The sequence below is a fragment of the Methylophilus sp. 13 genome (assembly GCF_015354335.1).
GTDB classification, from domain to species: Bacteria; Pseudomonadota; Gammaproteobacteria; order Burkholderiales; family Methylophilaceae; genus Methylophilus; species Methylophilus glucosoxydans.
Map to the genome: position 1 here is coordinate 571,227 of NZ_JADKYR010000001.1, position 14,598 is coordinate 585,824.

Here is a 14,598-nt window from a genome sequence, read left to right on the forward strand (position 1 = left end):
GGCATGTTAAGTCCACAGATTCACATGCATAGTGCTGCTGGTTTTCCACCTATCGCCAGCGCCGGCGCCCGCATCCTGATTCTGGGTTCTCTGCCTGGAGTGACCTCCCTGCGGCAACATCAATATTATGCGCACCCGCAAAACGCGTTCTGGCACATCATGGAAACATTATTCTGGATTCCAAAACAAGCGGCTTATGCGCAACGCTGCGACCAGTTGCAATCAATTAAATTGGCGGTATGGGATGTGTGTCACTCGGCCAGCCGACCTGGCAGCCTGGATAGTGCGATTGTCGCCGAGTCTGTGATTGCAAATGATATTCCAGGCTTACTCAAACACATTCCAACCATAGAATGTATTGCCTTTAATGGTCAAGCAGCGGCAAAGCTCTTTAAAAAGCATGTTGTTTTAGAGACCACAATCCCGCAGATCACCCTGCCTTCAACAAGCCCGGCACACGCCAGCCTGAGTGTTGCGCAAAAGCTTGCACAATGGCAAACGCTACAAGTCAGGCTGTCACACCCAGCATTTCTTTCGCATGCTGGCGAGTCGCCTCTGTAATCTGCAAACCGCCCAGCATACGCGCGATTTCTTCAATCCGTTCATGCGCATTGAGTGCATGAATTCGGCTCAAGGTCACGCCTTGCTGTTCAGACTTGCTGACTTGCAAATGTTGTTGCGCCTGCGAGGCCACTTGCGCCAAGTGGGTGATGACCAGCACCTGCCTGTGTCGACCCAGTTCACGCAACAAACGGCCCACCACTTCGGCCACTCCGCCACCAATGCCCACATCCACTTCATCAAAAATCATGCAGGGTACGGTGCCTAATGACGCGGTGGTCACTTGCAAGGCCAGGCTGATACGCGACAACTCGCCGCCTGACGCGACTTTATTGAGCGGCCGCGGTTCGACCCCGGCATGACCGGCCACCATAAACTCCACCTGTTCAAGGCCATAGGCAGCCGGTTCGCCCGGCGTCAGACTCACCGCAAAACGCCCCCCTTTGAGTGACAGTGCCTGCATTTGTCCGGTGATGGTCTCGGATAAGGCTTGCGCCGCCTGGTGTCTGATAGCAGACAGTGCGGCGGCTTGTTGCTGATAAGTCTGCCCCGCTGCCTGCACCTGTTTTGCCAAGGCTCCGTCATCGGCAAACGTTTCCAGCTCAGCCATCCGGCTTTGCTGCTGTTGCAACAGTGCTGGCAACTCATCCGGCTTGACCCGATACTTGCGGGCCGCGGTGTGGATCGTCTGAATACGTGACTCCACCTCAGCCAAACGCTCAGGATCAAGTTCACTTTTTTGCAAATGCCGATTGAGTGCCCGACTCGCTTCTTCGAGCTGAATAACCGCCGAATCGACCGTTTCTGCAATCGGTTGCAATCCGGCATCGATGACTTGCAATTCAGCGAGCTTGCTTTGCACTTGCGACAACAAATCCAGCGCATTGACCTCCTCGCCTTCACTCATCATCTGCAAGCTCGCCTCCATGCCAGTCAGCAGACTGGCACCATGACTGAGCCTGACGTGCTCTTGCTGCAAGGCCAGCCACTCTTCTGCCGCAAAGCCGAGTTGTGATAACTCCCGCGTACTGTCACGCAACAGCGCCAACTCGTCTGCATACTCACTGGCATTTTTCTCGAATGCCGACTGTTGCTGATGCAACTGAAACCAAGCTTTATAACTTTTAGCCACGTCTTTAGCCAAAGGCACTGCCTGCGCATAGGCATCCAGAATTTCTCGCTGGGTGGCCATTTTCAACAAGGAGTGATGTGCATTCTGGCTGTAGATATCAATCAGCGTCTCCCCGATTTCACGCAACTGCCCGACGGTTGCAGAAACACCGTTAATAAAGGCACGGCTGCGGCCATCGGCATAAATCACGCGCCGCAGAATCAAGCTGTCATCAACGGCCATTTCTTGTGCACGCAGCCAGTCTGCAGCCGCCTGGTTACCCGAAATATCAAACGTGGTGGAAATCTCGGCTTTGTCACAGTCCTTGCGCGTCACATCGCCTTCGTTCCTGGCGCCCAGACTCAGCGACAGCGCATCAATCAAAATCGATTTGCCTGCACCTGTCTCGCCGGTGAGTGCCGTGTAGCCTGCCGAGAACTCCAGTTCCAGCGCATCAACAATGACAAAATCTCGAATAGATAGGGCTTGTAACATAGATGGTTAAACGGGCGCATTAGCCCCAGTTGAGTTTGTTGCGTAACATATCAAAATAGCAGTAGTCTTGAGGGTGCACGAGCCGAATAGACTGCTCAGCGCGCGCAATACGCACATGGTCTCCGGCGGCCAAAGGGAATTGGCCTTGGCCATCATAACTCATCTGAGCGTCTGCCGCGCTGACCACAATCACTTCAATCACACTGTCCGCAGGCACGGTGATCGGCCGATAACTGAGCGTGTGCGGACTGATAGGCACGATCGAAATCGCCTCCAGATCGGGATGCATAATCGGCCCGCCGGCAGATAAACCATATGCGGTTGTCCCGGTCGGCGTGGTCAAAATCAGGCCATCCGAACGCTGTCTTGACACAAACTGACCATCCACATGCACCTCAAGCTCAATCAGGCGAAAGGCGCTTTTAATTACCACATCGTTTAAGGCAACCACAGGCAAAATCTGGCTGCCCGATCTGGTCACCACTGAATGCAGTAACATGCGTGACTCAAGCTGAAAATGACCCTGTAAAATCTCGTCAATCTCGTCCAGCATCTGGTCCGTTTGCAAGTCAGTCAAAAAGCCGAGTCGCCCGCGATTAATGCCAATCAAGGGCACGCCGGTTTCACGCAAAGCACGGCCGACGCTCAGCATGGTTCCATCGCCGCCCATGACAATTACCAAATCGGCTTTGCTGCCTATCTGCTCCAGCGAGGCCTGCTCAAAACCTTCTTGTTCCACATAGGCTGCGGTATTGGCTTCCACACAGACATGCAGCCCCTTGGCTAACAAGTGATGTGCCAAGCGGGTCAAATCACTTTGCATTTGCTGCAAGGCAGCAGTGTCCATATACTTGCCGACAATGGCAACTGAGCGGAATGTAGATTGCATGCCGCATTAAAGCATAGAAGCCCTGAACTGAAAAGCTAAAGGGGCTGTTATCCCAGGCGCAAATGATGCAAAATCTAACTCATTCTAATGAGATCGTCTAAAGTGGATAAACGCGCGCAAATTTTGCTTAAAACCTTGGTAGAGCATTACATCAGTGAAGGGCAACCCATAGGCTCCCGCACCCTGCTCCAGCATTCCGGCCTGGATGTCAGCCCTGCGACAATACGTAACGTCATGAGTGACCTCGAACAATTGGGGTTTATTGCCAGTCCACATACCTCTGCGGGCAGGGTGCCCACCAAAAAAGGCTACCGCCTGTTTGTGGACTCGCTGATGACGGTACAGCCGCTTGATCAACGCGCCCTCGCCCAACTTAAAACCGGACTATCCTCGCCCGACCCGCAAGCACTCATTAACAATGCGGCCGATATGCTCTCGCAATTGACCCAGTTTGCAGGCTTGGTCATGACGCCCAAGCGAAGCCGCAACGTGCTTAAACACCTTGAGTTTTTACATATCAATGACAAAAAAATACTCGTGATTCTGGTGACTGATGACGGCCAGGTACAAAACCGGATTGTACTGACCGACCGCGCCTTTAGTGCCAGTGAGCTCACCACGGCCAGCAATTATGTCAACAGCCACTGTCAGGGGCTCACCCTGGAAGAAGTACAGATCAAGCTCAAGCAGGAGCTGCAACAAATGCAGGCAGACATCAATCACCTCATGTCTGCTGCGCTGGATGCTGCCAGCCAACCCGAGCCTTCAGAAAAAGAGGCGGTGGTGATTGCGGGCGAACGCAAACTGCTAGAAGTGAATGAGCTCTCAACCAACGTCGGCAGCTTACGCAAACTGTTTGAGATTTTTGAACGCCGCACGGCGCTCATGCAATTGCTTGATCAAAGTCAACGCGCCGATGGTGTACAAATCTTTATCGGTGGCGAAAGTGGCTATCTGGCACTGGATGAATGTAGCCTGGTCACTGCGCCCTATGAAGTCGATGGTCAGGTCGTAGGGACGCTGGGCGTGATCGGCCCGACCCGAATGGCCTATGAGCGGATTATCCCGATTGTCGATATCACGGCCAAGCTGTTATCTAGCGCGCTCTCAAACTAAATACTACCTGACCATATCAGGCTAATAATTCCGACACCGAGATCAGCCACGGTCGGATAAATCTTTTACTGCTGTTTTTTCACAATCCTGATCTACATGCTTGTCTATGTTGCGCAAAGCGCTCGACACAAGCTCGTTTTTATCACTCAGGAGTTTGTTATGAAAAAATCCGCTTTATCCGTTGCACTGTGCCTATGTACTTTAATCATTAATCCCACGTATGCTGCAACCTACGATGCGACCCGAGCTGGTGGCGGTTATGTTTTCAGCAATATTTTTAGCGGCAATACAAGTTTCAATGACTACATTTCGTTTAGCACTGATGGCTTACAACAAGTCCTCACCAGTATTTCTGGTACAGGAACCACCTTTCAGTTCAAGGAATTTAACTTACTTGATGAAAACAAAAATCTGGTCATGAATGGTACGGTATTTAATTCCGGCCCCAATCTTTCTTTTGGATTTACAAATAGCATTCAACAAGGTAGCTACTATCTGCAAGTCGTTGGAGAAAGTACAGGTACAAATGCCAGCTACGCAGGGACCATTACCTTAGCGAACGCAGTCCCAGAACCTGAGTCCGCAGCGCTGATATTGGCGGGATTAGGCCTCTTAGGATTGAAACGCAGAAGACAAGCTTAAACATGATTCAGCCCTCCCTTGTTAGAGCAACGTTATGCTCTGGCAAGGGCTATTTTGTTTCCTTTCACTTTAGATAGGAAATATTCTCCCGTCAGATTCCTCTGACACACTAATCAGCTTAGATTGACTGCCTGCGCTCTGCTCACTTACTTAAAATACCCACATGTTTAATCCCTTTGGAGAGGAAATCATGAAAAAATCATCCCATGTCTCAGTTCAAAAATCCCTGGTTTGGACTGCCCTGCTGGTCCTGACCTTGAGCACTACCGCCTGTGGCTCGATGAGCACACGTGGTAAAAACACTGCCATTGGCGCGGGTGTAGGCGCAGTCGCAGGCGCAGTCTTAACTGGTGGCAGCTCCATCGGAACGGTCGGTGGTGCGGCGGTTGGTGGCGTGATTGGTAACCAGATTCACAAGAAATAACCTATGATCTAAACAAAGATTCTGGTCGCAAATCAGCCGCATGATTTGCGACCAGATTAACTATCGCAACAACAAACGTCGGCACTTTTCAAAAGTAGGTGAGTCATAAGGGCACTTTTCACTTAAAATGCGTTCATGACTTACTACCAGCCAGAACCTGCTTACACCCACGGCAGTCAACCAAAAGTGGGTATCCTGTTAGCAAACCTGGGCACGCCCGACGCCCCCACGGCGAAAGCCTTGCGGCCTTACCTGCAGCAGTTTTTGATGGACAGGCGTGTGGTCGAAATCCCGCGCTTTATCTGGTGCTGGATTCTGCATTGCATCATCCTGGTGATTCGCCCAAAAAAATCGGCAGAAAAATATGCCAGCGTGTGGACAGACCAAGGTTCACCGCTCATGGTTTATGCCCAGCAACAGAAAACCTTATTGCAACAGAGTCTGGCAAAACACATCAACAGCCCGTTTGCCGTCGAACTCGGCATGACCTATGGCAACCCCAGCATGAAAAGCGCCATTGACTCCCTAAAAGCCCAAGGCTGCGACCGCATTTTAGTATTCCCGCTCTACCCCCAATACGCCGCCAGCAGCACTGCGGCGGCGCTGGATGCCGTGTGGCGCGTACTACTTAAAATGCGCAATGTGCCCGCCATCCGCACCATCAAGCACTACCACGATCATCCGCTGTATATTCAAGCACTCGCCAGCCACATCAAAACCTACTGGCAACAACATGGCCAGCCAGAAAAACTCGTGATGAGCTTTCACGGCGTGCCTAAATTCCACCTGATGAAAGGCGACCCCTACCACTGCGAATGTCACAAAACCGGACGCTTGCTGGCTGAGGCCTTAGGCTTAAACAAAGACCAATACCAAATCGCCTTCCAGTCCCGTTTCGGTCGTCAGGAATGGTTGCAACCTTACCTCGCCAACACGCTAGACGCCTTGGGTAAACAACAACTCAAACGCATAGATGTCGTTTGTCCCGGCTTTAGCAGCGACTGCCTGGAAACCCTGGAAGAAATCGCCATGGAAGGTAAACACTTGTTCCAGTCTGTCGGCGGAGGGGATTATCACTACATCCCGGCGCTCAATAGCGAGGCGGTCTGGATTGAAGCGATGCGGGATATTGCGCTGGAGCATTTGCAGGGTTGGGTGAGTAATGAGTTTGACTCAGCAAAAGCAGCAGCTGAAGCACAAGCGAGTAAACAACACGCTTTGGCAATGGGCGCTGAAAAATAACGCTGCGGCTCAAACATCACATTTTTAAATATTTAAAAGCCCTCATGACTGACATGTCATTTTCCAGCATCCAACTTGGCTGCACGTCAAAAGGATGAAAACACTGGCCAAAGCTTCGCTATCTAGATAGCCAGTGTTGGTGGAGAGAGCGCCGTGATGTTGAGTCAAAAAATTAGTATCAGCACTTATCTGCTTGAGAACCGTGCACAAAGATAGCAAATCTATCTCCTGCATTTGCACCAAGCATAAAAACTCATTTCAGCGTCCATTCGCATTGGTCTTGCTTGCAGCGCTCGCCTATTCCACTGCCAGCCCTCCCCAATTACGCGTTATAATCGCGTTTTAACGTTTTTATCGTTCCCCTATGATCATTATCACCGGTGGTGCAGGCATGATTGGTTCTATCATGGCTTGGCATTTAAACAACAAACTGGGTCGGCAAGACCTGGTGATTGTTGACCGTATCACGCATGAAAACCAGTGGCAAAACCTGGTACACAGACACTATGCCGAATACCTGGATAAAGACCAGCTGTTTGAGTTTCTCGAAGAAAATGATGAGATCACGGCAGTGATTCATATGGGGGCGATCAGCGCAACCACCGAGCGTGACTTTAACAAGCTGGTGGCGGATAACATGCATTATTCGCAAGACTTGTGGTCCTGGTGTGCCGAGTATGAGGTGCCGTTTTTCTACGCCAGCTCTGCGGCCACGTATGGCGGTGGTGAACAAGGCTATGACGATGCCAGCATTGAGAACTTGCGGCCATTAAATGGCTATGGCTACTCCAAGCACTTTTTTGACCAGTGGGTGTTGCAGCAAGTCGCACAAAAGCAACCTACCCCGCCCGCGTGGGCTGGATTCAAGTTTTTTAACGTCTACGGGCCGAATGAATATCACAAAGAGCGCATGGCCAGCGTGGCGTATCACACGTTTAACCAGTTTAGCGAGACCGGGACCATGCGCCTGTTTAAAGGCACCAAAGAAGGCATAGAGGACGGCATGCAGTTGCGTGACTTTGTCTATGTCAAAGACGTGGCGGATGTGATGGGCTTTTTCCTGGAATCAGCCCTCAAAAACAAACCGGTTGCTAGCGCGATTTACAACATAGGCACCGGTCAGGCACGCAGCTTTAAAGACCTGGCGACCAACGTGATGACCAGTATGCGCCGTGAGCCCAACATCACTTATATTGATATGCCGCAAGACCTGCAGGGCAAATATCAGTACTTTACCCAAGCAGAGATGAAGAAGCTGCGCGATGCGGGATATAAAAAGCCGTTTACCTCGCTGGAGGAAGGCGTCAAAGACTATGTGCAAAACTATTTGATGCAAGACGACCCTTACGCATAAGTCATCAAACAATTGAGCGATAGATTGTGAGCGATATGAACCATATTGAATACCTCAAAGGCGAACACGCCGCCCATATGGCGATGTTTCAGGCGCTGGAGCCCTTGTTTCCACTCATCAGCGATGTCGGCAACTTGTTGCGTGACTGTATTGCGCGCGGGGGCAAAATTCTGCTGTGCGGTAATGGCGGCAGTGCGGCAGATAGCCAGCATATTGCAGCAGAGATTGTCGGCCGCTTTAAAAAAGAGCGCAAAGGTCTGCCCTCAATTGCACTGACAACAGACACCTCCATCCTGACCTCAGTAGGCAACGATTATGGCTATGACTATATTTTTGCCCGTCAGGTAGAAGCCCTCTGTCGCCCCGAGGATGTGCTGATCGGCCTCACCACCAGTGGCAATAGCGCCAATGTGGTCCGTGCCATTGAAACCGCTAATGAAATTGGGGCCACCACCATAGGCATGACTGGCGGCACAGGTGGCAAGTTAAATGCCCTGTGCAAGCACAATATTGTGGTGCCATCCAGCGTGACTGCACGCATCCAGGAAGCGCACATCTTTATCGGCCACAGCTTGTGCGAGATTCTGGAGTCTTAAGTCTGATGAATCCTGCATTCAGTAAAGTTGTGCAGCAGTTTGGTGATCAGGGTGCCCATGCTCTGGTGATTGGGGACGTGATGCTGGACCGCTACCTGCTCGGCGAGGTCAACCGCATTTCACCTGAAGCACCGGTCCCGGTTGTGCTGATCAAATCCGAACAACAGCGCGTGGGCGGTGCCGCCAATGTGGCAGCCAACCTGGCATTATTGGGTATCTCAACCAAGATGATTGGCTTGATGGGCAATGATAGTGAAGGCCAGACCTTACTCAAAGCCATGCAGTCACATGGGATTACGACCGAAGCGATGCTCACCAGCCAGCATCGTCCAACCATTGCCAAAACCCGTATTCTGGGCGGACATCAGCAAATGCTCCGTCTGGATCAGGAAGACACCCAGAGTTTGAACGAAAGCGAGCAAGCTGAAATCCTCGCCAATATTGACACTGCACTGGCAGCGCAACCTGCCCTGGTGATTTTGTCAGACTACGCCAAAGGCTTGCTCACCGAAACCGTCTGTCAGCAGGTGATCCAGCGTTGCCGCGCACGGCAGATACCGGTATTGGTAGATCCTAAAGGCCGCGATTACAGCAAATATCGGGGGGCAACTGCACTCACGCCGAATAAAAAAGAAACCGCCGAAGCCTGCGACAGCAGCCAGCAAGATCCGGCGCTAATCGCCAAAGCAACGGCGCTCAAGCAACGCTTGCAACTGGATTTTCTAGCCGTCACCCGAGGCGAAGAAGGCATTACGCTGATTGATGACAGCACCCACCATCTGAACGCCACCGCCAAGCAAGTATTTGATGTCTCAGGCGCAGGGGATACCGTGATTGCCACCCTGGCTGCCGGGCTGATGCACGGGCTGTCGGCACTGGATAGCTTGTCATTGGCCAATATTGCCGCTGGCGTGGTGGTCGGCAAAGTCGGCACCGTGCCAATTACCAAGGCCGAATTACTTGATGCGCTGATGACGGCACAAGGCAATGAACAGGCGCACAAAATCTGCGCACTGGAAGAGCTCAAGCAAAAGGTCAGCCGCTGGAAACAGCAAGGCCAAAAAATCGTTTTTACCAATGGCTGCTTTGATTTATTGCATGCAGGCCATGTCACTTACCTTGAAGCGGCCAAAAAGCGGGGCGACAAACTGGTGCTGGGACTCAACACCGATCGTTCAGTATCTGCGCTCAAAGGTCCGACCCGACCCGTGGTGAATGAAAATGACCGTGCGCGCGTGCTGGCCGCCCTGGAGTCTGTGGACGCGGTCATTTTGTTTGATGAAGACACGCCTTTGAACCTGATCATGGCAGTTCAACCTGATGTCATTGCCAAGGGCAGCGACTACACCGCAGCCCAAGTGGTCGGCGGCAAAGAGGTGCTCTCTTGGGGCGGTGAAATTGCATTGATTGACTTGGTGGAAGGCCGAAGCACCACCAATCTGATTAAAAAAATGCATGCATGAGTAGTGCTGACAAGATTCTGGTCATCGGCCCGTCGTGGGTAGGCGACATGGTTCTCGCGCAAAGCTTGTTCAAGCAACTCAAGTCGGACCGTCCCGCTTGCCAGATTGATGTCGCCGCACCGTCGTGGACACTGCCATTGCTGGCGCGCATGCCCGAAATCACCCAAGCCATCGCCCTGCCCTTCAAACACGGGCAATTATCTTTAGGCGCGCGCTGGCGCTTTGGCCGTGGCCTGAGGGTTCAGGGCTACACGCAAGCCATCTTACTCACCAACAGTCTGAAATCAGCCATTTTGCCCTGGGCTGCCGGCATTCCATTACGGACCGGCTTTAAAGGAGAGATGCGTTACGGCTTGGTCAATGACATGCGCCCGCTGGATAAAACCCGTCTCAAAAAAACCGTCGAGCGCTTTGTGACGCTGGGTTTAAGCCCGCAAACTGTGCTCCCTAGCGCCTTGCCACAACCTGCATTGGTCGCTGATGCAGCCAATGCCGACCGATTACTGCACGCTTTCAAGCTCGATGCCTCCAAACCGATGCTGGGTCTCTGCCCAGGGGCCGAATATGGCGAAGCGAAACGCTGGCCAGCCGAGTATTACGCGCAAGTCGCCAATCATGTGCTAGATGCAGGCTGGCAAGTGATGCTGTTTGGTTCCGATAAAGATGCCCCGGTGACAGCCTCCATCCAACACCTCACGCAGCAGCGATGCCTGGACCTGGCGGGCAAAACCAGCCTGGGGGATGCAATTGACCTGATGTCGTTGTGCCAACGGGTGGTCAGTAACGACTCGGGGCTGATGCATGTGGCTGCCGCACTGGATAAGCCATTGGTAGCGATTTATGGCTCCTCTGACCCGAAACATACGCCACCGATGCACCCGGATGCAGTGATACAATATCTGGGGCTGTCATGTAGCCCGTGTTTCAAGCGTGTATGCCCGCTCGGTCATTTGAATTGTTTGCGACAATTGTCCCCTGAACAAGTCTTACCCACACTCGCACTCACGCGCGTGGAGTTTGCGTCATGAAACGCTTTTCTTACCTGCAAAAAATCACGCAAGCCCAGTGGTTAATCCTGTATTTGCTGGCCGCCTTTCTAATCGTCAGCAAAATTATGTATAACCAGCACGGCTGGGTAAACAACGACTCACTGTTGTATTTTGAGCAGGCCAGACTTCTGGCTGCCGGGCAATGGCAGCAGGCGTATCGCCTGTTCTCGTGGCCGTTCTACCCAAGCCTGCTCGCACTGATACAGCGCAGTACGGGTCTGGAGATACACAGCGCGGCCATCGGCTTGAATATAGTGTGCTTTGTGCTGTTTGTCGCAGGCTTTCAACAATTGCTGCTAGAAGCGGGCGCCAAGTTGCGCACGCTGCACTGGGGGCATGGCCTGCTGTTCTCCACGCAATATATGGTCGGCAGTGTATTAGGCATGTTGCTGCGCGACGAGGGCTTTTGGGCGGCCTATACCTGGGGCCTGGTATATTGGCTACGCAGCCTTAAAACGCAACGCTGGCAGGACCTGCTGGCGTTTCAGGCCGCCATGGTCATCGCCACCTTATTCCGGATTGAAGCGGCGGTTTATTTGCTCGCCCTGCCCTTCTGCGCGCTTGCCTATACCGGCTTAAGCGCCTCAGGGCGAATCAAGCTTTGGCTGCGCGCCAATAGCCTCAGCCTGCTCACAGCATTGATGTTAGGAATCGCCTTATTCGCTGGCGTATTGCGACTGGATCAATTAGGCAGATTGCAAGAAATCGTCACTCAGGTCACGCGCCTGTTTGGGGAACGCATCGATTTTATTCAACAAAAAGCCGCCATTATCAACCAGCAGGTTTTAGGTGAAGATCTGGATGAATACGGCTTGTTCAGCCTCTGGGTGACCTTGATCCTGATTGCCATCAGCAAAACATTAAAAACGGCCGGCCTGCCAGCATTGATTGCCATCTGCTGGCCCAAACAGAGCTGGTGGTCGCGCTTACCGGCACCCGCCCGGCATCTGGCGCTGGCAACACTCAGCGTCAGCTTTGTCGTCAGCCTGGTGATCTTGTTGAATGTGTTTGTCCTCTCCAGCCGCTATGTCATTGCCAGTGGCATCGTGTTTATTTTCCTCGCCGCGTTTGCCATGACTGAATGGCAAAGCCGCTGGCCCAAGCTCAGTAGCAGAGGGGTTGCCTGCTTGCTGGTTGCCATGCTCGCCTACTCCTTATGGGATAGAAATCCGACTGATCTTGATCGGCAGGCGGTGGACTACATCCAGACCATCAATCCACAACAGCAACCGGTGTTTTATGACACCGAAAATGCGCGGTTTTATGCCCACCGACCATATCAGGATAGAGTACTGGGTCATACACTGTTTCCCGAGCTGGTCAAGCAGCAGGCGATCTCGAAGTATGACTACTATATGATCACTATCAGCAAGGATGCGGTGGACGTGGCTTATGAACAGCTCGCTGTGCAAACCTTGCAAGAAGCCAATTTCAAGCTGGTGAAAACCTTTTACGGTTGGCGCGGTAAATCTAAAGTCATGATTTTTAGCAAACAGGCCGTGACACCCTGATGCAATACGTTAAAATTCATAAAAATAATTCACTATTCGTTCAGGCCTCCTCATGATTCATTCGCTGACCCAAAAATTTCCCATTCTTAACCTCTGGCAACCACCGTTCAAACATTTGCTGCGCTTAAGCATTCTTTGGGTGATTCTGGTGGCATGTACCGCAAACGTCTGCAACAGCTTTTTCATTAAATGGGGTTTCCGCGACGACTCCCGCTATGCGTCGCTAATAGGGGTGATTGATGGCACGGCTTACCAGCCCTATGTTTACCGCTCAACGGTCCCGCGTCTGGCTGACCTGGCGGTGCAGCAGATTCCGGAAAAGAAACAGGAAAAGCTGTTTGAACGCATCATCTCGTCCGACAAACTGAAAAACCATTTCTTTCACGATGTACCTGCCGAGGAATGGACGCCTCGCGTGGCGCTGGACTACCACCTGATGTATGGCCTGACTTTGCTCAGTTTTCTGCTGACGCTGATTTACCTGCGCAAGATTTTTCTGCACTTTTCTGACAACTACTCGGCCTCTATCCTTGCCGTGGTGCTGTTTAGCCTGATCTACCCGCTGACTTTCAAGCGTGGCGGCTATTTTTATGATTTCTTTGAACTGCTTGGTATCACAGTCAGCACCTATTACTTTCTGACTGACCGCAAGTTTCTGGCGTCCATCTTGCTCATGCTCACGGCATTTAACAAAGAAACCGCCTTCGTTGCCGCATTCGGTTTTTTCTTCTTACATGCCAAAGACTATCCCATGCAAAAGCGCGTGGCTTATTTTGCACTACAATTCATTGCCTGCTTCCTGATCCGGCAATGGATCATCGCACCCTATACCGGGAACACGGATTCAGCCCTACATTTTCACTTGCTTGATAACGCAAAATTCTGGCTCAATCCGGTCAATTACTTCAAATTGAGTGATTTTTATACACTGGGATTGTTCTCGCCCACGTTGCAGCACGTCTTGCTGTTTCCATGGCTGGCCTACTGGATACGCGCTGGCTGGCAACAAATGGATGACATGCTCAAACGGTATACGCTGGGGATTTTTATTCCTAACCTGCTGCTGTTCCTGAACTTCACCACCAAGGATGAGTTCAGAAACTTCTCGCTGAGCATGATCGCCTTGTACATCATACTGATTCATGGGTTTTCAAACTTCAGGCAGTGGCTGGACCAGAAGTAACAGAGCAGACATGAGATTCGTAGATAAATTGCGCATGGGTTACCGGCGCTGGCAATTGGGTGACGCCTTCAAGCATCAATACAACTGCCACCCAGACTTTGACCTGCAGCGCGGGGAGCACAGCTGCACCATCCTCTGGAAAAAGCAGCCAATAGCCACCATCCCTTTTGCGCATACGCTGAGCCAACAACAACGGGGACCATGCTGGATCGTCGCTTCCGGCCCTTCGCTGGCCGAGATTGATCTGCAGAAAATCGCCGCGTATCCGACCATCAGCCTCAATTGCGCAATTAAAAAATTTAGCGCGGCCAAGCTCCATCCGACCGACTGCGTGATTGTGGATCACCGCGTATTTGAGCGCCAGTGGGATTGTGTCGTCGAATCTGTGCGTTCGGGCGCGCGCTGTTTCTTCAACTTTGAAGGGCTGAGTATTATTGCTGAGCGGGCGCCGGAACTGCTGAAGCAAGGCAATCTCTACCTGATTGAGTCGGTGAGTCGCAAATATGGGGTGGCCAGAGGCAGTGCCGAGCAATACTTGCAGGCATTTGCGCAATCGCCTGAGATTCTACTGGCCCCGGATTTATTGCCCTTCTGCCGCTCAATTGGCTTTAGCCACAATTTAAAACAAGGCGTGTTTGCCGGGAAAACGGTAGCCACCTGGGCAGTACAACTGGCGTTTGCCCTGGGCTATGAAGCGATTTATATTCTGGGTATGGATTTGGGCGGCACCGGTAAAGCCCATTTTTATGCCGACCAGCACAATCCTTCACCAGATTTTCTGCGCTATTACGAACCGCATATTCGCGGCTGCTTTGAGCTGGCGCGTCTGGCCAGTGAAAAAACAGGGGTTAAGCTATATAATCTGTCGCTACAGAGCGCCTTGCCTGCCGAGATTATTCCAAAAATGTCGTTTGCCGAGGCTTTGCAACAAATTACCGAGACGGCATCCGTCAAGAAATGAT

The 14,598-nt window shown here is 51.9% G+C and carries 14 protein-coding genes; 12 read left to right on the forward strand and 2 right to left on the reverse strand.

Annotation, left to right across the window (positions count from 1 at the left end; all coding sequences use genetic code 11):
• Positions 1-24: 24 nt before the first annotated feature.
• Entirely contained in the window at positions 25-561 is a 537-nt protein-coding gene (locus INP77_RS02595; RefSeq protein ID WP_194747129.1) for a DNA-deoxyinosine glycosylase, read from the forward strand.
• Here INP77_RS02595 and recN read toward each other — a convergent pair.
• On the reverse strand, positions 509-2,167 hold the full coding sequence (recN, locus tag INP77_RS02600; protein ID WP_194747130.1) for a DNA repair protein RecN: 1,659 nt from the start codon (positions 2,165-2,167) through the stop codon (positions 509-511). The two genes, INP77_RS02595 and recN, sit on opposite strands and share 53 nt — an antisense overlap.
• A gap of 19 nt (positions 2,168-2,186) precedes the next feature.
• A complete protein-coding gene (locus INP77_RS02605; protein WP_194747131.1) occupies positions 2,187-3,056 on the reverse strand; it encodes an NAD(+) kinase in 870 nt (289 codons plus the stop codon).
• Positions 3,057-3,143: 87 nt separating this feature from the next.
• Here INP77_RS02605 and hrcA point away from each other — a divergent pair, with 87 nt between their 5' ends.
• From hrcA to INP77_RS02660, 11 genes are all read left to right on the forward strand, one after another.
• Positions 3,144-4,172 (forward strand): heat-inducible transcriptional repressor HrcA, encoded by a 1,029-nt coding sequence (hrcA, locus tag INP77_RS02610; protein WP_194747132.1) that lies wholly within the window; start codon positions 3,144-3,146, stop codon positions 4,170-4,172.
• A 159-nt stretch (positions 4,173-4,331) separates the two neighbouring features.
• Positions 4,332-4,814 carry an FxDxF family PEP-CTERM protein gene (locus tag INP77_RS02615; RefSeq protein ID WP_194747133.1) on the forward strand — a complete coding sequence of 161 codons (483 nt, stop codon included), beginning with the start codon at positions 4,332-4,334 and terminating at the stop codon, positions 4,812-4,814.
• Positions 4,815-5,004: 190 nt separating this feature from the next.
• Positions 5,005-5,238, forward strand: a complete 234-nt coding sequence (locus tag INP77_RS02620) for a glycine zipper 2TM domain-containing protein (RefSeq protein ID WP_194747134.1) — start codon at positions 5,005-5,007, stop codon at positions 5,236-5,238.
• 135 nt (positions 5,239-5,373) lie between these two features.
• The gene (gene hemH / locus INP77_RS02625) at positions 5,374-6,480 is read left to right on the forward strand and encodes a ferrochelatase (protein WP_194747135.1); all 1,107 of its coding nucleotides are present in this window, start codon (positions 5,374-5,376) and stop codon (positions 6,478-6,480) included.
• A gap of 364 nt (positions 6,481-6,844) precedes the next feature.
• Positions 6,845-7,834, forward strand: a complete 990-nt coding sequence (rfaD, locus tag INP77_RS02630) for an ADP-glyceromanno-heptose 6-epimerase (protein ID WP_194747136.1) — start codon at positions 6,845-6,847, stop codon at positions 7,832-7,834.
• A gap of 35 nt (positions 7,835-7,869) precedes the next feature.
• Positions 7,870-8,430 carry a D-sedoheptulose 7-phosphate isomerase gene (locus INP77_RS02635; protein WP_194747137.1) on the forward strand — a complete coding sequence of 187 codons (561 nt, stop codon included), beginning with the start codon at positions 7,870-7,872 and terminating at the stop codon, positions 8,428-8,430.
• Between the two features lie 5 nt (positions 8,431-8,435).
• The gene (gene hldE / locus INP77_RS02640; protein ID WP_194747138.1) at positions 8,436-9,893 is read left to right on the forward strand and encodes a bifunctional D-glycero-beta-D-manno-heptose-7-phosphate kinase/D-glycero-beta-D-manno-heptose 1-phosphate adenylyltransferase HldE; all 1,458 of its coding nucleotides are present in this window, start codon (positions 8,436-8,438) and stop codon (positions 9,891-9,893) included.
• Complete coding sequence (gene waaF / locus INP77_RS02645) at positions 9,890-10,921, forward strand: lipopolysaccharide heptosyltransferase II (protein WP_194747139.1); 1,032 nt, start codon at positions 9,890-9,892, stop codon at positions 10,919-10,921. The genes hldE and waaF overlap by 4 nt, the downstream gene beginning before the upstream one ends.
• Positions 10,918-12,453, forward strand: a complete 1,536-nt coding sequence (locus INP77_RS02650) for a hypothetical protein (RefSeq protein WP_194747140.1) — start codon at positions 10,918-10,920, stop codon at positions 12,451-12,453. The genes waaF and INP77_RS02650 overlap by 4 nt, the downstream gene beginning before the upstream one ends.
• A gap of 52 nt (positions 12,454-12,505) precedes the next feature.
• Positions 12,506-13,636: a hypothetical protein gene (locus INP77_RS02655; RefSeq protein ID WP_194747141.1), complete on the forward strand. Its 1,131-nt coding sequence runs from the start codon at positions 12,506-12,508 to the stop codon at positions 13,634-13,636.
• Positions 13,637-13,646: 10 nt separating this feature from the next.
• Positions 13,647-14,597 (forward strand): hypothetical protein, encoded by a 951-nt coding sequence (locus tag INP77_RS02660; protein ID WP_194747142.1) that lies wholly within the window; start codon positions 13,647-13,649, stop codon positions 14,595-14,597.
• The last annotated feature ends 1 nt before the right edge of the window (position 14,598 follow it).

Bases quoted from the DNA above. Each gene is read 5' to 3' on its own strand.
- INP77_RS02595 (WP_194747129.1), top strand. From the start codon at position 25: ATGCATAGTGCTGCTGGTTTTCCACCTATCGCCAGCGCCGGCGCCCGC.
- recN (WP_194747130.1), bottom strand. From the start codon at position 2,167: ATGTTACAAGCCCTATCTATTCGAGATTTTGTCATTGTTGATGCGCTG.
- INP77_RS02605 (WP_194747131.1), bottom strand. From the start codon at position 3,056: ATGCAATCTACATTCCGCTCAGTTGCCATTGTCGGCAAGTATATGGAC.
- hrcA (WP_194747132.1), top strand. From the start codon at position 3,144: ATGAGATCGTCTAAAGTGGATAAACGCGCGCAAATTTTGCTTAAAACC.
- INP77_RS02615 (WP_194747133.1), top strand. From the start codon at position 4,332: ATGAAAAAATCCGCTTTATCCGTTGCACTGTGCCTATGTACTTTAATC.
- INP77_RS02620 (WP_194747134.1), top strand. From the start codon at position 5,005: ATGAAAAAATCATCCCATGTCTCAGTTCAAAAATCCCTGGTTTGGACT.
- hemH (WP_194747135.1), top strand. From the start codon at position 5,374: ATGACTTACTACCAGCCAGAACCTGCTTACACCCACGGCAGTCAACCA.
- rfaD (WP_194747136.1), top strand. From the start codon at position 6,845: ATGATCATTATCACCGGTGGTGCAGGCATGATTGGTTCTATCATGGCT.
- INP77_RS02635 (WP_194747137.1), top strand. From the start codon at position 7,870: ATGAACCATATTGAATACCTCAAAGGCGAACACGCCGCCCATATGGCG.
- hldE (WP_194747138.1), top strand. From the start codon at position 8,436: ATGAATCCTGCATTCAGTAAAGTTGTGCAGCAGTTTGGTGATCAGGGT.
- waaF (WP_194747139.1), top strand. From the start codon at position 9,890: ATGAGTAGTGCTGACAAGATTCTGGTCATCGGCCCGTCGTGGGTAGGC.
- INP77_RS02650 (WP_194747140.1), top strand. From the start codon at position 10,918: ATGAAACGCTTTTCTTACCTGCAAAAAATCACGCAAGCCCAGTGGTTA.
- INP77_RS02655 (WP_194747141.1), top strand. From the start codon at position 12,506: ATGATTCATTCGCTGACCCAAAAATTTCCCATTCTTAACCTCTGGCAA.
- INP77_RS02660 (WP_194747142.1), top strand. From the start codon at position 13,647: ATGAGATTCGTAGATAAATTGCGCATGGGTTACCGGCGCTGGCAATTG.